The following is a 19,975-nucleotide window of genomic DNA, read 5'->3' as shown; positions in this document are numbered from 1 at the left end:
CCAACTATCAAAGCGCCCAACAATCAAAGGGAAAGCCATGCCAATGACAATTGGTGTCCCCCGGGAGGTCCATCCCGGGGAGCGGCGCGTTGCCGCGACGCCCGATTCGGTCAGGGAACTGACCAAGCTCGGTTACGAGGTGGCGGTGGAATCCGGTGCCGGCCAGCAGGCCTCGTTCTCGGACGAAGCGTATCGGGCCGCCGGTGCTGCCATCGTGGATGCCGCCAGCTTGTGGGCGTCGGTCGACGTAGTCATCAAGGTGCGCCCGCCGCAGGTGCATCCGAGCCTGGGCGTGGAAGAAGCGGCGCTGCTCAAGAAGCACGCCGCGCTGATCAGCTTTGTCTGGCCCGCGCAGCAGATGGCGCTGCTGGAGCGGCTGTCGCAGCGCGGCGCTACGGTGCTGGCGATGGACTGCGTGCCGCGCATCTCGCGCGCACAGAAGCTCGATGCGCTCAGCTCGATGGCCAATATGGCGGGCTATCGCGCGGTGATTGAAGCCGCGCATGCATTCGGTCGTCCCTTCGCCGGCCAGATCACGGCGGCGGGCAAGATCCCGCCCGCGCGCGTGCTGGTGATCGGCGCAGGCGTTGCAGGGCTGGCTGCCATCGGCGCGGCGCGCAGCCTGGGTGCCGTGGTGCGTGCGTTCGACACGCGGCCCGTGGTGCGCCAGCAGATCGAAAGCCTGGGCGCCGAATTCCTGACCGTGGAAATCGAGGAGGACGGCAGCGGCAGCGGCGGCTATGCCAAGGAGATGAGCCCGGCATTCATCGAAGCCGAGATGAAGCTCTTCGCCGAGCAGGCGCGCGAGGTGGACATCATCATCACCACCGCGCTGATTCCCGGCAAGCCTGCACCACGCCTGCTGGAAGCCGACACGGTGGCGCTGATGCGTCCCGGCAGCGTGGTGGTGGATCTCGCTGCGGAGCAGGGCGGCAATTGCGTGCTGACCGTGCCCGGTGAATCGGTGACGCACCAGGGGGTAACGGTGGTTGGCTACACCGACCTGCCCAGCCGCATGGCGGCGCAGTCCAGCCAGCTCTATGCCACCAATATCCGGCACCTGCTGACGGAGCTGACGCCCGGCAAGGACGGCCAGCTTGTCGTCGACATGGATGACGAGATGATCCGTGGCGCCACGGTGCTGCACCAGGGCGACGTGACCTGGCCGCCGCCGCCGCTCAAGACCTTGCCGCCTCCGGCGCCTGCGGCCGAGGCACCGGTGCAGGCCGAGCCCGCCGAGCCGCCCAGCCGCACTGGCACGACGCTTGTTGCACTGGCCATCGCCGTGATGGCGCTGCTGGCGCTTGGTGCCGTGGCACCACCGGCCTTCATGGCCCACTTCACGGTGTTCGTGCTGGCCATCTTCGTCGGCTATCAGGTCGTATGGAACGTGACTGCTGCACTGCATACGCCGTTGATGAGCGTGACCAACGCAATCAGCGGGATCATCGTGGTCGGCGCGCTCGTGCAGCTCGGCAAGCCGTCACTGGCCACCGCCATCATCGCCGGCGCGGCGGTGCTGATCGCCACTATCAACATCGCGGGCGGCTTCCTGGTGACGCAGCGCATGCTGAAGATGTTCCAGCGCGACTGAGGAGACAGACATGCCTTCGGGAATCAGCAATATTGCTTACCTGGGCGCCAGCGCGCTCTTCATCCTCAGCCTGAGTGGGCTGAGCCATCCGGCCACCGCGAAACGCGGCAACCTGCTGGGCATCGCCGGCATGGCCATCGCCATCCTGACCACGGTGCTGGCGGGCAGCCCCGACGGGGTGCCCATCATCATCGGCGCGATGGTGCTTGGCGCAGCAGCCGGCGCGGTGCTGGCCCGTCGCGTCGAGATGACGCAGATGCCGGAGCTGGTGGCCGTGCTGCACAGCTTCGTCGGCCTGGCCGCGGTGCTGGTGGGCTATGCGAACTACCTCGATTCGCATGCACTCGCGGGCGCCGAGAAAGCGATCCACGAAGTGGAGACCTACCTCGGCATCCTGATCGGCGCAGTGACCTTCACGGGGTCGGTGATCGCCTTCCTGAAGCTGCGCGGCACGCTCGGCGGCAAGCCGACGCTGCTGCCGGGCCGCCACGTGCTCAACGCGCTGGCGCTCGCGGCGTGCGTGGTGCTGGGCTACCAGTTCCTCAACGCGCCGACGGTGCAGGACGGGCTGGTGCCGCTGGGCGTGATGACGGTGATCGCGCTGCTGGTGGGCGCGCACCTGGTCGCGGCCATCGGCGGCGCAGACATGCCAGTAGTGGTGTCGATGCTGAACAGCTACTCGGGCTGGGCCGCGGCGGCAACCGGCTTCATGCTCGGCAACGACCTGCTCATCATCACGGGGGCGCTCGTGGGCTCGAGCGGCGCCATCCTCAGCTACATCATGTGCAAGGCCATGAACCGCAAGTTCCTGTCGGTGATCCTGGGCGGGTTCGGCGCCGCGCAGGCCAAGGGCGCGGCGGCGGAGCAGGGCGAAGTGCTGCCGGTGTCGAGCGAGGAGGTGAGCGCGCTGCTCAAGGACGCGAACGAGGTCATCATCGTGCCCGGCTACGGCATGGCGGTGGCGCAGGCGCAGGGCACCATCAGCGAGATCGCGCGGCGGCTGAAGGCGCAGGGCGTCAATGTGCGCTTCGGCATCCATCCGGTGGCGGGCCGCCTGCCCGGGCATATGAACGTACTGCTGGCCGAGGCGCGTGTGCCGTATGACATCGTGCTCGAGATGGAGGAGATCAACGACGATTTCGAGCATGCCGATGTCGTCCTGGTGGTTGGCGCCAACGATATCGTTAACCCGGGGGCGCTCGAAGACCCCGCCAGCCCCATCGCCGGCATGCCGGTACTCGAAGTCTGGAAGGCGCGCACCGTGGTGGTGTCCAAGCGCAGCATGGCCGCCGGCTATGCGGGCGTCGACAACCCCTTGTTTTACAAGGAGAACACGCGGATGTGGTTCGGCGATGCCAAGGGCAGTGTGGACGCACTGCTGCGCCAGCTCGAGGAGGTTCCTGCCTGATTGAGCGCTTCCGTCCGCCGCGGTGCTTGACGATGACTTATGTATCAGCTTGCAGTCATGCGGCGGATGGGCTCGCGATTGATGCGGATTTCGCAATATATAAACGATCGTGAATAGATACGATAAAAAAGTTTAAGCCCGACGAAATTAAGCATCGGGTAGCATCAATCCCCAGAATTACGTGCCGCAATGTCAGGCGCCGATCTAGTTGTGAAGAAGGGCTCCGAAGAGAAAGCCCCCAGCCGTCCCGACGAGGACGCATGAATAAGCACTAGGAGACACGTAGATGGCGCATCAAGAAGCGGGAGCCGCGACCGGCAATGGACGCGGCCTGCAGAATCGTTGGTTCCAACTGGCCGTAGGTGTGGTTTGCATGGGTTTGGTTGCAAACCTGCAGTATGGCTGGACTCTCTTTGTGTCACCGATGGACGCCAGGCATCACTGGGGCACGTCCGCGATCCAGGTGGCGTTTTCCATATTCATCGTGACGGAAACCTGGCTGGTGCCGCTGGAAGGCTGGCTGGTGGACAAGTTCGGGCCGCGGCCGGTGGTGGCGGGTGGCGCGCTTTGCGCGGGCCTGGCGTGGGTGATGAATGCGTACGCGACGACGCTGCCGGAGCTGTATGCGGCGGCGGTGATCGCGGGCATTGGCGCGGGTGGTGTGTACGGGACCTGCGTGGGCAATGCGCTGAAGTGGTTCCCGGACAAGCGCGGCCTGGCGGCAGGGCTGACGGCCGCCGGCTTCGGCGCGGGCGCAGCGATCACGGTGATCCCGATCGCGAACATGATCCAGAGCGCCGGGTATGAGAAGGCCTTCCTGTTCTTCGGCATCCTGCAAGGCGTGGCGATCTTCGCGCTGGCGCTGCTGCTGGTGAAGCCGCGGGCACCCAAGGGGCTGGTGGCGGCGAAGGCGGTGCTGACGAACCCGGTGGAGTTCACACCCGGCCAGATGGTGAAGACCCCGGTGTTCTGGCTGATCTACGTGAGCTTCGTGGCGGTGGCCGCGGGCGGGATCATGGCGACGGCGCAACTTGGCCCGATTGCGAAGGACTATGGCTTTGCCTCGATGCCGGTGACGCTGCTGGGGATGACGCTGCCGCTGCTGACGATGACGTTGTCGATCGACAACCTGTGCAACGGCTTCACGAGACCGCTGTGCGGCTTTCTGTCAGACCGGTTCGGCCGGGAGAACACGATGTTCGTGATCTTTATCGGCGAAGGCCTGTCCCTGCTCGGGCTCATGCAATTTGGCCAGAATCCCTACGCGTTCATGTTCTTCGCGGCACTGACGTTCCTGTTCTGGGGCGAGATTTTCTCGATCTTCCCGGCGCTGTGCGCGGATACGTTCGGCAGCAAGTTTGCGGCGGCAAACGCGGGCACCTTGTACACGGCGAAGGGGACGGCGGCGATGCTGGTGCCGCTGGCCTCGATCCTGTCGGCGCGCGGTGGCTGGGATGCGGTGTTCACGGTGGCGGCGGTGGTGACGATCGCAGCAGGCCTGTCGGCGAAGCTGGTGCTGGCGCCCATGCGCAAACGGTTCATCACGGGCCATTCGGAGGCAACCATGCCGGTGTCGGACGTGGGCTTTTTTGCGAGTGCGTCGGCCCGGCGCGGCGAATAGGCTGGGCATCACCGTATCTGTAGTGATGCATTGAAGTTCTTGGAGGCCTGGCGCTTGCGCCAGGCCGTCAGGCGCAAGCGCCTGGAGCAGGGCAGGCATGAGAAGTTGAGGACCTCGCAAGGCATTTCAGAGGGCCTCAAAGTGCCTGCAACCGTGGTATGTAATATATCTATTGTCTAGAATTCGCAGTGCGGCTGGCTTGCGGTTGAACTCCTGCATTTGTGCAAATGGGGAATGAATGGCACAGATTAAGGAGTTGTGCTGATTTAGGCGAAGATACTGGCTGATTTGCTGCGGTGCACTGACGAAAGTTCGTCGCAGAGTAGGAAAATAGCTTGCTGTTATCTGATATATCACATACCGTATGTCATCAAGACCGGTCGAACAGACCGGCAGAGGTTGAAGCAAGGGGACAGCCCCGCGCACCACGAACACGAGTCAAACGAGGAGACCAAAGCATGTCCGAAGTCATAGCGAAGCGGCCCGAGAACACCACCGCGGAAGACACCCTGAACTAGAAGAATTCCAACCCCAGTCAATTTGCATAGAAGGAAGCAACCATGGCAGAAGTCGGAAACGAGCTGCAGCGTCACGCCGCGGAAGAGCATCAGGCACAAACCGATGGTTTTCATCTGGTCATCGACGCGCTGAAGCTGAACGGCATCGAAAACATCTACGGCCTGCCCGGCATTCCGGTCACCGATCTGGCGCGTCTGGCGCAGGCCAACGGCATGCGCGTCATCAGTTTTCGTCACGAGCAGAACGCGGGCAACGCAGCAGCGATTGCCGGCTTTATCTCGCAAAAGCCGGGCGTTTGCCTGACCGTGTCGGCGCCTGGCTTCCTGAACGGCCTGACGGCGCTGGCGCATGCCACCACCAACTGCTTCCCGATGATCCTGATCAGCGGCTCGAGCGAGCGCGAGATCGTCGATCTGCAGCAAGGTGACTACGAAGAGATGGACCAGCTGGCCATCGCCCGACCGCACGCCAAGGCCGCCTTCCGCGTGCTGCACGCCGAAGACATTGGTGTCGGTATCGCCCGCGCCATCCGTGCCGCGGTCTCAGGCCGTCCGGGCGGTGTCTACCTGGACCTGCCGGCCAAGCTGCTGGGCCAGTCGCTCGAAGCCGAGAAGGGCCGCAAGTCGCTGATCAAGGTCGTGGATCCGGCCCCGCGCCAACTGCCGGCACCGGACTCGGTTGACCGTGCTGTCGCGCTGCTGAAGGGCGCCAAGCGTCCGCTGATCCTGCTGGGCAAGGGCGCCGCCTACGCCCGTGCCGACGAAGATATCCGCGCACTGGTCGAGAAGACCGGCATTCCGTACCTGCCGATGTCGATGGCCAAGGGCCTGCTGCCCGACACGCATCCGCAATCGGCCTCGGCGGCACGCTCGTATGTGCTGGCCGAAGCCGACGTGGTGCTGCTGGTTGGCGCCCGCCTGAACTGGCTGCTGGCGCACGGCAAGGGCAAGACCTGGGGCGGCCCGAAGCAGTTCATCCAGATCGACATCTCGCCGACCGAGATGGACAGCAACGTCGCCATTGCCGCGCCGGTGGTGGGTGATATCGGTTCGTGCGTCTCGGCCATCCTCGGCAAGGTCGGCAACGACTTCGCCAAGCCGCCCGCTGACTGGCTGAATGCCGTGTACGAGCGCAAGGACAAGAACCTGGCGAAGATGGGCGAGATGCTGAACAAGGAAGTCTCGCCGATGAACTTCCACACCGCACTGCGCGTGCTGAAGGACGTCATCAAGGCCAATCCGGGCATCTCGTTCGTCAACGAAGGCGCCAACACGCTGGACTACGCCCGCGCCGTGATCGACATGTACGAGCCGCGCAAGCGTCTGGACGTCGGCACCTGGGGCGTGATGGGCGTGGGCATGGGCTACGCGGTCGCCGCGGCGGTCGAAACCAAGAAGCCGGTGCTGGCCCTGTGCGGTGACAGCGCGTTCGGGTTCTCGGGCATGGAAGTCGAGACGATCTGCCGCTACAACCTGCCGGTCTGCATCGTCATCTTCAACAACAACGGCATCTACAAGGGCATCGACAAGAACCCGACCGGTGGCGCGGATCCGGCTGTCACGACGTTCGTCCCGGGCGCGCGCTACGACAAGATGATGGAAGCGTTCGGCGGTGTCGGCGCCAACGTCACCACGACGGCGGAACTCGAAGCCGCGGTGAACGAAGCCCTGCGCTCGGGCAAGCCCACGCTGGTCAATGCCGTCATCGACCCGTCGGCAGGTACCGAAAGCGGCCGTCTGACCAACCTGAATCCGCAAAGCTCGGCCAAGAAGTAATTCACCAGAATTTCACCCTCGAATTTCATCCCTCCCATTCGATAGGAGAACGAAAATGAGCCTCCCACTCCAAGGCATCAAGATCATCGACTTCACGCATGTCCAGGCCGGCCCCGCCTGCACGCAGCTTCTCGCGTGGTTCGGTGCGGACGTCATCAAGGTGGAGCGCCCCGGTTCCGGCGATGTCACGCGTACGCAGCTGCGCGACATCCCGGATGTCGATGCGCTGTACTTCACCATGCTCAACAGCAACAAGCGTTCGCTCACGCTGGATACGAAGACGCCCGACGGCAAGAAGATCCTGGAACAGCTGATCCGCGAGTCGGATGTGCTGGTCGAGAACTTCGGCCCGGGCGCGCTGGACCGCATGGGTTTCTCGTGGGAACGCATCAACGAACTGAACCCGAAGATGATCGTCGCGTCGGTCAAGGGCTTCAGCGACGGCCACCACTATGAAGACCTGAAGGTGTATGAGAACGTGGCGCAGTGTGCGGGCGGTGCGGCATCGACCACGGGATTCTGGGATGGTCCCCCGACCGTTTCCGCTGCGGCACTGGGCGACTCCAACACCGGCATGCACCTGGCCATCGGCATCCTGACCGCGCTGATCGGCCGCGACAAGACCGGCAAGGGCCAGAAGGTGGCCGTGTCGATGCAGGATGCCGTGCTGAACCTGTGCCGCGTGAAGCTGCGCGACCAGCAGCGGCTGGATCGCCTGGGCTTCCTGGAAGAGTATCCGCAGTACCCGCATGGCGAGTTCAGCGACGTGGTGCCCCGCGGTGGCAACGCTGGCGGCGGCGGCCAGCCGGGCTGGGTGCTGAAGTGCAAGGGCTGGGAAACCGACCCGAACGCCTACATCTACTTCACTATCCAGGGCCACGCGTGGGAGCCGATCTGCAAGGCGCTCGGCAAGCCGGAATGGATCAGCGATCCCAACTACAGCACGGCCAAGGCACGCCAGCCGCATATCTTCGACATCTTCAAGACCATCGAGGACTGGCTGGCCGACAAGACCAAGTACGAAGCGGTGGATATCCTGCGCAAGTTCGATATTCCCTGCTCGCCGGTGTTGTCGATGAAGGAGATTGCCGCCGATCCGTCGCTGCGCGCCAGTGGCTCGATCACCGAAGTCCCGCACAAGGAGCGCGGCACCTACCTGACGGTGGGCAGCCCGATCAAGTTCTCGGACCTCAAGCCGGAAATCACCGCATCGCCGCTGCTGGGCGAGCACAGTGAAGAAGTGCTGGCCGGGCTGGGCTATGGTCCGGAAGACATCAAGCGCCTGCGCGAGAGCGCGGTGATCTGACGCAACGCGCTCCGGCCCTGAACAGGTTTGACGGGGCCGGGCGGGACTGAGCGCCGGAGCGCCGCGCAAGCGGTCTCCGGCGTTTTTACTGGAGAGGGCAGCTGTGCCAAACTGTATGGCGGCATGCTGCCGCACTGCTGCCAACCAACCTATATACCCTGCCGCAATGTCCGGCAAAGAGGGAATCCCCATGCCAGCCAGCATCGACTACGAGCAACTGGTGTCCGCCATCGGCGACGCCATCATCATCTCCGACGCCAAGGGTGCCATCACGCTCTGGAACCCGGCGGCCGAGCGCATGTTCGGCTATACGCAAGCCGAAGCCATGGGCCAGTCGCTGGACCTGATCATCCCGGAACGGCTGCGCGGGCGACACTGGGAAGGCTACGACAAGACCATGGCCACCGGCATCACGCGCTATGGACATGACTTGCTGAAGGTGCCCGCGGTGGACAAGGACGGCAAGGCCATGTCGATCGCATTCACGGTGGCGCTTCTGCGAGATGCCGATGGATCGATTTCGGGCATCGTCGCGGTCATCCGCGATGAGACCGTGCGCTTCCAGGAAGAGCGCGCGCTGCGCAAGCGGATTACGGAACTGGAGGCGCAGGCGAAGGTCAGCGCCTGAGACCGGTTTGCGTTCTGGCGCGTCACCACAAGCAGCGCGCGCCGGAGCGGTTCCACAGCGCCAAAGAATATGGGAAGCCCCTGACGAAGCGCCCTCGTGCGGCCCTGCCGTCACAGCCGGCTTGTGTGCGATCAAATAGTAATGATTCTTGTTTGTATCTCGCGTCGCTTTTCCCCTACAATCGTTGGTCGACCGGAGCCTCGTCCTTCCTTTCTGGTGATGCCGAGCATCCCGGCATAACGACAGTTCCATTCACAGATCCCCGATCCCGAAGGTAGGCTCAAGCCATGATGCTGCAGATTCCGGACGTCCTGTCCAAGGCCCAGGTAGCGCAATGCCGGCAACTGATGGATGCCGCGGACTGGGCCGATGGCAACATGACGTCCGGCCACCAGTCGGCGCTGGCCAAACGCAATATGCAGTTGCCGGAGGGCTCGCCGGTGGCGCGGCAGGTCGGCGACCTGATCCAGGACGCACTGGGCGCCAACGCAACGTTCTTCTCGGCAGCGCTGCCGCTGAAGGTATTTCCGCCGCTGTTCAACCGCTATGAAGGCGGCCAGGCATTCGACAACCATGTCGACAACGCCATCCGCTATCTGCGCGGCACCGGTTTCCGCGTGCGCAGCGACTTGTCCGCGACGCTGTTCCTCACGGAGCCGGAAGACTACGACGGCGGTGAACTTGTGGTCGAGGACACCTACGGCCAGCACCGCGTCAAACTGCCGGCGGGTCATATGGTCCTGTATCCGGCCACCAGCCTGCACCACGTCACGCCGGTCACGCGCGGCGCACGCGTGTCGTCGTTCTTCTGGATCCAGAGCATGGTGCGCGACGAAGGGCAGCGCGCGCTGCTGTTCGAACTCGATACGCGGATCCAGCAGGTTGCGCAGGCGATGGGGCAGAAGGATTCCGGTGTGGTGGGATTGACTGGCGTCTACCACAATCTGCTGCGCCGCTGGGCCGACGCCTGACGGCGCTTGTACCCCGTAGGCGGATACCGGGCGATCCATCCCGCCGCCTGCCATCCCCGGGCGCGTCGCGCCAGCGCGCTTTCCCTTGCGTATTTCTGCCCCCTGGTTTCTGCTCGCCTGTTTCAGGCTCGAGGCGGCGACGATTCGACCCCCGTGAATTTCATAATTGAAATTACGATTTTCGACGCTGAAATCACGGTTTCTGGTGGCGTCAGAAATATCAATAAAAATCAATAAGTTATCTGCAATCCATGATCTTGGCCCGCTTCTTGCGCTATCCACGCGCTTGTGGGTCAGGGTCATCACGCCCAGACCCATCTAACGTGGATTTCGCCATCGAGTGGCGTCAAGGGTTGTCAAGAGGAGTGCACGGTGACGTACAACGGACAAAACGAAGCAGGGCCGGAACGCGGGCCTGCCAGTGAGGGGGACAAGCTGCATGCGGGTCAGGTACTGAGCGAACTGGGCAAACGCGCTGCGTTGGCTCCCAGGCGTTCACATTGGGCATGGGCTGTCGCAAAGGGAAGCCATGACTGGATGGATTCCCATAGTCCATTCGCCCATCACGATTAGCACGCCGTCCGCTTTCGCGCGCTGACGCGCGTGCGACTGCGCCGGTGCTGGCATCGCCCTGCCAGTGGCACAAGGCCTTCTCCTGCTGCGTGCCGGAACCCGCGCCTTGCCGACCCCTGACCACGCCGCGCTTCAGGCGTATGGCCGATTCGTTTTCCTTGTACCCATGAACTACACCCCCATCAAATCCCTGCTGATTGCCAACCGTTCCGAGATCGCGATCCGCGTGATGCGCGCCGCGGCCGAGATGAATATCCGGACGGTGGCGATCTATTCGAAGGAAGACCGCCTCGCGCTCCATCGCTTCAAGGCCGACGAAAGCTACCTGGTTGGCGACGGCAAGAAGCCGCTGGCGGCCTACCTCGACATCGATGACATCCTGCGCATCGCGCGGAAGGCCAAGGTCGACGCGATCCACCCAGGCTATGGCTTCCTGTCCGAAAACCCGGATTTCGCGCAAGCCGTGATGGACGCCGGCATCCGCTGGATCGGCCCGTCGCCGGACGTCATGCGCAAGCTGGGGAACAAGGTGGCGGCCCGCAATGCGGCGATCGAGGCGGGCGTGCCGGTGATGCCCGCGACCGATCCGTTGCCGCGCGAACTGGACGAGTGCAAGCGCCTCGCCGCTGGCATCGGCTACCCGCTGATGCTCAAGGCAAGCTGGGGCGGTGGCGGGCGTGGCATGCGCATGCTGGAGAACGAACAGGATCTTGAGACCGCGCTGCCGGCTGCGCGGCGCGAGGCGCTGGCCGCATTCGGCAACGACGAGGTCTATGTCGAGAAACTGGTGCGAAATGCGCGCCACGTAGAAGTGCAGGCGTTGGGCGATACGCACGGCAACCTCGTGCACCTGTACGAACGCGACTGCACCGTGCAGCGCCGCAACCAGAAGGTGGTGGAGCGCGCGCCGGCGCCGTACCTGGACGACGCAGGCCGGGCCGCACTGTGCGACGCGGCCATGCGGCTGATGCGCGCGGTCGGGTACACGCATGCGGGCACGATCGAATTCCTGATGGATGCCGACTCCGGCCAGTTCTACTTCATCGAAGTCAACCCGCGCATCCAGGTCGAGCACACCGTTACGGAGATGGTCACCGGCGTCGATATCGTCAAGGCGCAGATCCGCATCACCGAAGGTGGCCATATCGGCATGACCGAGAACACGCGCGATGCCGACGGCAAGATCGTCGTGCGCGCTGCGGGCGTGCCGGAGCAATCGGGGATCGCGCTGAACGGGCATGCGCTGCAATGCCGGATCACAACCGAGGACCCTGAGAACGGCTTCCTCCCGGACTATGGCAGGCTTTCCGCCTACCGCAGTGCGGCGGGCTTCGGTGTGCGCCTGGACGCCGGTACGGCATACGGCGGTGCCGTGATCACGCCGTACTACGATTCGCTGCTGGTCAAGGTCACCACCTGGGCGCCGACGGCCCCCGAGTCGATCCGGCGCATGGACCGTGCACTGCGCGAGTTCCGCATTCGCGGCGTCGCGTCCAACCTGCAGTTCCTTGAGAACGTCATCAACCACCAGGCCTTCCGGTCCGGCGATGTCACCACGCGCTTTATCGACAGGACCCCGGAGCTGCTGGCCTTCACCAAGCGGCAGGACCGTGCGACCAAGCTGCTGCGCTATCTCGGCGATGTGTGCGTCAATGGGCATCCGGAAATCAACGGCCGCTCGCTGCCGCCGCTGCCATTGCCGAGCCCGGTGCTGCCTGTGGTGGATACCGCCACTCCGCTTCCGACCGGCACGCGCGACCTGTTGCGTGAGCTCGGTGCGGAGAAGTTCTCGCGCTGGATGCTCGAGCAGAAGCGGGTGCTGCTGACCGACACGACCATGCGCGACGCGCACCAGTCGTTGTTCGCCACGCGCATGCGCACTGCGGACATGCTGCCGATCGCGCCGTTCTACGCGCACGAACTGCCGGAGCTGTTCTCGATGGAGTGCTGGGGCGGGGCGACGTTCGACGTGGCGCTGCGTTTCCTGAAGGAAGACCCGTGGCAGCGCCTTGAGCAATTGCGCGAGAGGGTGCCCAACATCCTGTTCCAGATGCTGCTGCGCGGCTCGAATGCGGTTGGCTACACGAACTATGCGGACAACGTGGTGAAGTTCTTTGTCCGCCAGGCCGCCAGCGCCGGCGTGGACGTGTTCCGCGTGTTCGATTCGCTGAACTGGGTGCGCAATATGCGCGTGGCGATCGATGCCGTGGGTGACAGCGGCGCGCTGTGCGAAGGCGCAATCTGCTACACGGGTGACATCTTCGATGGCTCCCGCCCCAAGTACGATCTCAAGTATTACGTCGGCATCGCGCGCGAATTGCAGCAGGCCGGCGTGCATGTGTTGGGTATCAAGGACATGGCCGGGATCTGCCGTCCGCAGGCGGCCGCGGCGCTGGTCAAGGCGCTCAAGGAAGAAACCGGGCTGCCCGTGCATTTCCATACGCACGACACCAGCGGCATCTCGGCCGCATCGGCACTGGCTGCCATCGAAGCCGGCTGCGATGCGGTGGATGGCGCGCTCGATGCAATGAGCGGGCTGACCTCGCAGCCGAACCTGTCGAGCATCGCCGCGGCACTGGCCGGCAGCGAGCGCGATCCTGGGCTTAGCCTGGAGCGCCTGCACGAAGCGTCGATGTACTGGGAAGGGGTGCGCCGCTACTACGCACCATTCGAATCGGAGATCCGGGCCGGTACGGCCGATGTCTATCGCCACGAAATGCCGGGCGGCCAGTACACGAACCTGCGCGAGCAGGCCCGTTCGCTCGGTATCGAGCATCGCTGGACCGAGGTGTCGCGCGCGTACGCCGACGTCAACAAGATGTTCGGCGACATCGTGAAGGTGACGCCGACCTCCAAGGTGGTCGGCGACATGGCGCTGATGATGGTGGCCAACGACATGAGCGCCGCCGATGTCTGCGATCCGGCCCGCGAGATTGCGTTTCCCGAATCGGTGGTTTCCCTGTTCAAGGGCGAACTGGGCTTCCCGCCTGACGGATTCCCCGCGGAGCTCTCGCGCAAGGTCCTGCGCGGCGAGCCGCCAGCACCCTACCGCCCGGGTGACCAGATTCCGGCGGTTGACCTCGATGCGGCCCGTGCCGAGGGCGAGTCGGCCTGCGAGCAGCCGCTTGATGACCGCCAGCTGGCGTCTTATCTGATGTACCCCAAGCAGGCAATCGCCTACCACGCGCACGTGCGGACCTACAGCGATACCTCCGTGGTGCCGACGTCGGCCTTCCTGTATGGCCTGCAGCCGCAGGAAGAGGTGGCCATCGATATCGCCGCGGGCAAGACTCTGCTCGTGTCGCTGCAGGGAACGCATCCGGATGCCGAGGAGGGCAACATCAAGGTCCAGTTCGAGCTGAACGGGCAGTCACGCACGGCGCTGATCGAGCAGCGCAGCACCGCGCAAGCAGGCCCGACACGTCAGGGCCGGACCGTTGCCGATCCCGGCAATCCGCTGCATGTTGCCGCGCCGATGCCGGGCTCCATCGTGACGGTGGCGGTCCAGCCTGGGCAAAGGGTCGCGGCAGGCACGACGCTGCTTGCACTGGAGGCGATGAAGATGGAAACTCACATCGCCGCCGACCGCGACTGCGAGATCGCCGCCGTGCACGTGAAACAGGGAGACCGTGTGGCAGCGAAGGATCTGCTGATCGAGCTGAAGGGAACGGATTGACCCTGGGTCAATCGCAGGCAGGGAAATGGACGTCCCCACGGCGGCAACATCAATGTGCCGGAGCAGGAAGTATCACCATCTGCTCGAACCTGAGGGGCGTCCACGATGCAAACCGGACGGGAGACATCGTCCTGGTCGGGAATGCATGTCGGATTCCCGGCTCAGGCTACAAAAAACCGCGAGGCCCGGCATGAAGCCGACCCCCGCGGTTGCTCGCAATGGCTATATCAGCCAGCTGTCCGGGAAACTCAGAACCTGAAGTTCGCCGTCAGCATGCCGAAGCGACCCGGCGCCATGGCACCGTAGTGCGTGTGGGCCTTGGTGTAGTAGGTCTTGTCGAACAGGTTCTGGATATTCAACTGCAGCGACAGGTGCTTGTTCACGCGATACGCGCCCATCAGGTCGAAGCGCCAGTATGCCGGCACGTACAGCGAGTTGGCCGGGTTGGCGTAGACCTTGTCGACGTAGTAGGCACCCGCGCCGAGCGTCAGCGCCGGCAGCACCTGGTAGGTGCTCCACAGGCTGAAGCTGTTCTGCGGCGTGTTGGGGAACTGGTTGCCGTTGTTGGCGGCATTCGCGGATTGCGGTCCGTTGTCGACCAGTTTGCTGTCCAGGTAGGTGTAGCCACCGAACACGCCCCACTTGTCGGTCAGGTTGCCGGCAAAGCCCAGTTCGAAGCCCTTCACGCGCTGCTTGCCCGCGTTGACGGTGGTATTGGCATCGACGGCCACGCGCGCATTGTTCTTCTCGATCTGGAAGATCGCGGCGGTCAGCGACAGGCGGCGGGCCAGCAGGTCCCACTTGGTGCCGATTTCGAAGGAGCGCGCGGTTTCCGGCTCAAGGTTGCGCTGCGCCGCGGTGATGTTGTCGGCGCCGTCGCCGTTGGTTGAGCCCGGCGGCGTCGACGACGTGCCGTACGACACGTAGATGCTGCCGTACTCCACCGGCTTGTACACCACGCCGGCCTGGTAGTTGAAGAAGTGCGACTTGTTGCGGATGTCCACCTGCGCCACGGCCGCGCCGGTGTTCGGGTTCGTATAGGCGTTGGTGAAGGCGTGCGTGTCGTAGTTGTCGTAGCGGATGCCGCCGTTGATCATCCACTGCCTGGTGATCTCGACCGTGTCGAACAGGTAGACCGACTGCGTGTTCGTCGTCGTGGTCTGGGTGTACGGCATCTTGGTGATGCTGCCACGCCACGGGTCGTTCGGGTTCGGGTTGGCGAGCGGGGCGCAGTCGAAGCTGGCCAGCAGCGATGCGTTGCAGGTGCCTCCCGACGCGGCCGCGTTGGCCGAAACCACGTTGTAAGGGTTGTTGTCCGTGTCGTCGCGGCTGAACTCGAAGCCGAACAGCATGTTGTGCTTGAGGCTGCCGGTATGGAATTCGGCCGTCAGGTCGGTCTGGTTGGTCAGCGTTTCGGTGGCTGAATCACGGTTTTTAGTGTTGCGCCAGACAAAGCCGCGCGGCACGTTGCCGCGGCTGTCGTCGGGGTTCGTGACGACGTAGTCATTCGTGGCACGGCCCCAGCGTGTCGTGTTGCGGAACACCAGCCCGTTGCGGAAGTCATGCTGGACGGAAGCGGTGGCGATGTCGGACTGCGTGCGCTGGAAGTCGCGGTCGGTCAGGCCGTAGAAGTTGTCGCGGTTGACGCTGGCCGGCGCCGACGGATTGGCCTTGGTCGACTGGCTGGACGGGCGCGCGTACGGAATGCTGTAGTCCGGCATGCCGTCGCCCTGCAGGTGGTAGTACGACAGCGTGACCTGAGTCGGCGAATTCAGCCCGAACGTCACGGACGGCGCGAAGCCCCACGAATGCTGGTCGACTTCGTTGCGGCCAGGCACGTCAAAGGTCTGGCCCATGGCATTCAGGCGCACCGCAGTGTTGTCATTGAGCACGTAGTTGCCGTCGGCCGTGGCGCGGAAATACGAGTCCGTGCCCACCCCGACCGAGCCTTGTACGAAGTTCTCGGACGTCGGCAGCTTCGACACCATGTTGATCATGCCGCCGGCCGAACCCTTGCCGCCGAAGGCCGAGCTCGGGCCCTTGATGACTTCGATGCGGTCGATGTTGAAGGTGTCGCGCGTTTGCGAGGCCGTGTCGCGCACGCCGTCGACGAAGATGCTCGACATCGAATCGAAACCGCGGATGAAAGGACGATCGCCGATCGGGTTGCCGCCTTCGCCGGCGCCGAACGTGATGCCCGGCGTGGTGCGCAGCGCGTCCTGCAGCGAGTTGGAGCCGGTCTGCTGCAACACTTCAGCCGGCACCACGGTGACGGACTTCGGCGTGTCGAGCAGCGGGGCGGTGAACTTGGACGACTGCGCTTCGTCGACCTTGTAGCCATCGTCCTTCGTGCTCGTCACCGTCACGCTCTGCAGCGTCACTGGCTTCGGATCGGCCGCAGCCTCGGCGGCAGGCTTGCTTTCCTGCGCGACCGCACCTTGCATGGCAAAAGCTGCCACGGCACCGGCCAGCGCGGAGGCGAGCGGATTCAGCCGAAATGTGTCCTGTTGTCCTTTCACGGTTCTACCTTCCCTTTGTAGTTCTTGACGGTCAATGCATGGTCATGAAGACAAGTTCAGGCGTGGTTAAGGCCTTTCATACAAGTCATCCATAACGGACGCCGGCGATTATAAGGTGGTAGAAATAAAAATACAAATACGAATCATTCTTATTTGATTGAAAAAATGTGGCGTGTCTGACGGACAAAGGTGTCAAGAAAGCCGATTTTGGCACTGAATATGCACTTTGCACGACATGCTGAGCAGAGACCCTCGACGCAAGTCTTCACCAGTTGCCGCGGTCATACACTGTGCCTGGGAGGCACGGCCATGAAGTTCGGCCGTCGTCTTTGACTACCAAACAAAAAAGCGAGGGCGCCGTAAGCGCACTCGCTTCAAGTGGAGATCGGGCGTCTCAGTTGAGATGGCCGACCGCTCGCAGGTACTCGTTCTTCTTGTCGAAGATCAGCTGGCTCAGGAAGGCCGCGTCGTAAGCCTTGAGCAGGTGGGTGTGGTGTTCCTCGATGTAGCGGGCCACGCGTTCCTTCTCGCATTCGATGCCGCACAGCCATTCGTACATGGCCTCGTCCCAGCGGAAGCGCAGGCCCAGTTCGATGAATGCTGCGTTGTAGGCTGCCAGCTGGGTGGCGCGCGAAAGAGGTTGGTTGTCGCGGCCAACGGTGGCGGCCGGCTGGCTTTCGATCTGGACTTGGTTCATGGTCTGCCTCCTGTCTTCTCTCTGGCGGTGGGGTTGAGGGAAGCATAGGCCTGGCCATGGATTTACGATAATTAAAGTTTCATCGACTAATCATAATCTATTGTTTATGTATCGGTCGTGACGAATCAGCCCCTCCACGCCAGTAATGCGCTGGATCAGGCTCGCGCCTTCCTCCATCAGGAACTGCTTGAATGCCAGCGCCACCGGCGGCAGCCGCTTGTTCTTGCGGTGCACCACATACCAGTTGAGCATGACCGGGAAGCCTTCGATATCGAGCACGGCAAGCTTGCCGGCCTGAAGCTCCAGCCCTACGGTATGAGCAGAAAGAAAGGCGATGCCCATGTTGGCGATGACTGCCTGCTTGATGGTTTCGGTGCTCTTGATCTCCATGGCGATACGCATGTTCGACAGGCGGCCGGCAAAGCCTTCCTGCATGGAGTTCCAGGTGTCGGAGCCCTTCTCGCGCGAGACGAAGGCCTCGTCGGTCAGCGCGGACAGCGGGATATTGCGTTGTCCGACGAGCGGGTGGCTCGGCGCCGCCACGATCACGTAAGGGTGTGGTGCGAACGACTCGTTGATCGTATCCATGCCTTCGGGCGGGCGCACCATCACGGCGAGGTCGGTGAGGTTGCCGGCCAGCTGGTGCAATAGTTCCTCGCGATTGTGCACCGCAAGATTCAACGTCACGCCATCGTGCCGCTCCATGAACTCGGCCAGCAGCCGCGGGAAGAAGTAGTCGCCCGCGCTGATCACGGCAACGTTCAGCCGCCCGCCCGAAATACCCTTGAGCTGCGACATGGCGTCTTCGGCTTCGCGGAATTGCTGGATGATGCTGCGGCTGTAGTGCAGCATCTCGTGTCCGGCGGGCGTGAGATAAATCTTCTTGCCCAATTGCTCGAACAGCGGCAGGCCGACGTGGTTTTCCAGCTGCCTGACCTGGGTAGAGACGGCTGGCTGGGTGAGGTGCAGTTCCTCGGCGGCGCGTGAAAAGCTCATGTGCCGGGCAACGGTTTCAAAGACTTTGAGCTGGCGCAGCGTGGCGTTCTTCATCAGTTGTTCCGTGCAATATATAAACGGTCGTCAATGCATATGATAAAAAACTTTAAGCGGTCTGAATCTTAGATTGAAGTAGCATCAATCCCACAGATTTGCATGCCGCAATGTCAGGCGCCGATCTAGTCGTGTAGGGCCCATCCCACAGAGGCCCGAAGAGCGTCCCGCCAGGGACGCATCAGACAAGCACTAGGAGACAGTAGATGGCGCAACATCAAGCGGCAGCCACGACCGGCAATGGGCGTGGACTGCAGAATCGTTGGTTCCAACTGGCCGTAGGCGTGGTTTGCATGGGGCTGGTGGCAAACCTGCAGTATGGCTGGACTCTCTTTGTGTCACCGATGGACGCCAGGCATCACTGGGGCACGTCCGCGATCCAGGTGGCGTTTTCCATATTCATCGTGACGGAAACCTGGCTGGTTCCGCTGGAAGGCTGGCTGGTGGACAAGTTCGGGCCGCGGCCGGTGGTGGCGGGTGGCGCGCTTTGCGCGGGCCTGGCGTGGGTGATGAATGCGTACGCGACGACGCTGCCGGAGCTGTATGCGGCGGCGGTGATCGCGGGCATTGGCGCGGGTGGTGTGTACGGGACCTGCGTGGGCAATGCGCTGAAGTGGTTCCCGGACAAGCGCGGCCTGGCGGCAGGGCTGACGGCCGCCGGCTTCGGCGCGGGCTCGGCGATCACGGTGATTCCGATCGCGAACATGATCCAGAGCGCGGGCTATGAGAAGGCGTTCCTGTTCTTCGGCATCCTGCAAGGCGTGGCGATCTTCGCGCTGGCGCTGCTGCTGGTGAAGCCGCGGGCACCCAAGGGGCTGGTGGCGGCGAAGGCGGTGCTGACGAACCCTGTGGAGTTCTCGCCCGGGCAGATGGTGAAGACGCCGGTGTTCTGGGTGATCTACGTGAGCTTCGTGGCGGTGGCCGCGGGGGGGATCATGGCGACGGCGCAACTAGGTCCGATCGCGAAGGACTTTGGCTTTGCCTCGATGCCGGTGACGCTGCTGGGGATGACGCTGCCGCTGCTGACGATGACGCTGTCGATCGACAACCTGTGCAACGGCTTCACGAGACCGCTGTGCGGCTTTCTGTCAGACCGGTTCGGCCGGGAGAACACGATGTTCGTGATCTTCATCGGCGAGGGGCTGTCGCTGCTCGGACTGATGCATTTTGGCCACAACCCGTACGCATTCATGTTCTTCGCGGCGCTGACGTTCCTGTTCTGGGGCGAGATTTTCTCGATCTTCCCGGCGCTGTGCGCGGACACGTTTGGCAGCAAGTTCGCGGCGGCGAATGCGGGGACCTTGTACACGGCGAAGGGGACGGCAGCGATGCTGGTGCCGCTGGCCTCGATCCTGTCGGCGCGCGGTGGCTGGGATGCGGTGTTCACCGTAGCCGCTGTGGTAACGATCGCAGCGGGCCTGTCGGCGAAGCTGGTGCTGGCGCCCATGCGCAAACGGTTCATCACGGGCCATTCGGATGCGGTGCCGGTTTCGGATGCCGCGTTCATGGTGCGCGCCCAGAGGGAAGGCGAATAAGACCAGGCAGGGGAGAGACTGGGCGTACCCGGACATCGCATCCGGACCCCAAACGTCCCGGGCAAGCGGTCTGCGCATGGCGCAGGCCGCTTGCCATGTGGGC

At 63.4% G+C, this 19,975-nt stretch carries 12 protein-coding genes; 9 read left to right on the top strand and 3 right to left on the bottom strand.

Annotated elements, in window-relative coordinates:
- Positions 1 to 37 precede the first annotated feature (37 nt).
- The 8 genes from LDO29_RS04900 to LDO29_RS04865 all read left to right on the top strand — a co-directional run bounded on the left by LDO29_RS04900 (position 38) and on the right by LDO29_RS04865 (position 14,071).
- A complete protein-coding gene (locus LDO29_RS04900) occupies positions 38 to 1,594 on the top strand; it encodes a Re/Si-specific NAD(P)(+) transhydrogenase subunit alpha (protein ID WP_224078670.1) in 1,557 nt (518 codons plus the stop codon).
- Between the two features lie 10 nt (positions 1,595 to 1,604).
- Positions 1,605 to 3,002, top strand: coding sequence for a Re/Si-specific NAD(P)(+) transhydrogenase subunit beta (gene pntB / locus LDO29_RS04895; RefSeq protein ID WP_224078669.1), 1,398 nt, complete (start codon positions 1,605 to 1,607; stop codon positions 3,000 to 3,002).
- Between the two features lie 286 nt (positions 3,003 to 3,288).
- Positions 3,289 to 4,623 (top strand): oxalate/formate MFS antiporter, encoded by a 1,335-nt coding sequence (oxlT, locus tag LDO29_RS04890; protein WP_224078668.1) that lies wholly within the window; start codon positions 3,289 to 3,291, stop codon positions 4,621 to 4,623.
- A 560-nt stretch (positions 4,624 to 5,183) separates the two neighbouring features.
- Positions 5,184 to 6,917, top strand: a complete 1,734-nt coding sequence (oxc, locus tag LDO29_RS04885; RefSeq protein ID WP_224078667.1) for an oxalyl-CoA decarboxylase — start codon at positions 5,184 to 5,186, stop codon at positions 6,915 to 6,917.
- A 55-nt stretch (positions 6,918 to 6,972) separates the two neighbouring features.
- Complete coding sequence (gene frc, locus LDO29_RS04880) at positions 6,973 to 8,223, top strand: formyl-CoA transferase (RefSeq protein WP_224078666.1); 1,251 nt, start codon at positions 6,973 to 6,975, stop codon at positions 8,221 to 8,223.
- 190 nt (positions 8,224 to 8,413) lie between these two features.
- Positions 8,414 to 8,851 carry a PAS domain-containing protein gene (locus LDO29_RS04875; RefSeq protein ID WP_224078665.1) on the top strand — a complete coding sequence of 146 codons (438 nt, stop codon included), beginning with the start codon at positions 8,414 to 8,416 and terminating at the stop codon, positions 8,849 to 8,851.
- Positions 8,852 to 9,138: 287 nt separating this feature from the next.
- Positions 9,139 to 9,822, top strand: a complete 684-nt coding sequence (locus tag LDO29_RS04870) for a Fe2+-dependent dioxygenase (RefSeq protein ID WP_224078664.1) — start codon at positions 9,139 to 9,141, stop codon at positions 9,820 to 9,822.
- 739 nt (positions 9,823 to 10,561) lie between these two features.
- Positions 10,562 to 14,071 (top strand): pyruvate carboxylase, encoded by a 3,510-nt coding sequence (locus LDO29_RS04865; protein ID WP_224078663.1) that lies wholly within the window; start codon positions 10,562 to 10,564, stop codon positions 14,069 to 14,071.
- A 248-nt stretch (positions 14,072 to 14,319) separates the two neighbouring features.
- Here the strand turns inward: LDO29_RS04865 and LDO29_RS04860 are convergent, their stop codons facing one another.
- The 3 genes from LDO29_RS04860 to LDO29_RS04850 all read right to left on the bottom strand — a co-directional run bounded on the left by LDO29_RS04860 (position 14,320) and on the right by LDO29_RS04850 (position 18,337).
- Positions 14,320 to 16,590 carry a TonB-dependent receptor gene (locus LDO29_RS04860; protein WP_290369518.1) on the bottom strand — a complete coding sequence of 757 codons (2,271 nt, stop codon included), beginning with the start codon at positions 16,588 to 16,590 and terminating at the stop codon, positions 14,320 to 14,322.
- A 394-nt stretch (positions 16,591 to 16,984) separates the two neighbouring features.
- A complete protein-coding gene (locus tag LDO29_RS04855) occupies positions 16,985 to 17,287 on the bottom strand; it encodes an HAD family hydrolase (RefSeq protein WP_224078662.1) in 303 nt (100 codons plus the stop codon).
- Between the two features lie 90 nt (positions 17,288 to 17,377).
- A complete protein-coding gene (locus LDO29_RS04850; protein ID WP_224078661.1) occupies positions 17,378 to 18,337 on the bottom strand; it encodes a LysR family transcriptional regulator in 960 nt (319 codons plus the stop codon).
- Positions 18,338 to 18,543: 206 nt separating this feature from the next.
- On the opposite strand from LDO29_RS04850, the gene oxlT (LDO29_RS04845) reads away from it, so the two are divergent.
- Positions 18,544 to 19,872 (top strand): oxalate/formate MFS antiporter, encoded by a 1,329-nt coding sequence (oxlT, locus tag LDO29_RS04845; RefSeq protein ID WP_224078660.1) that lies wholly within the window; start codon positions 18,544 to 18,546, stop codon positions 19,870 to 19,872.
- Positions 19,873 to 19,975 lie beyond the last annotated feature (103 nt).

It is taken from the genome of Cupriavidus laharis, from assembly GCF_914271435.1.
Lineage (GTDB): Bacteria > Pseudomonadota > Gammaproteobacteria > Burkholderiales > Burkholderiaceae > Cupriavidus > Cupriavidus laharis.
Note: the sequence above shows the minus strand (reverse complement) of the source record. Positions and strands in the feature narration are given on the sequence as shown.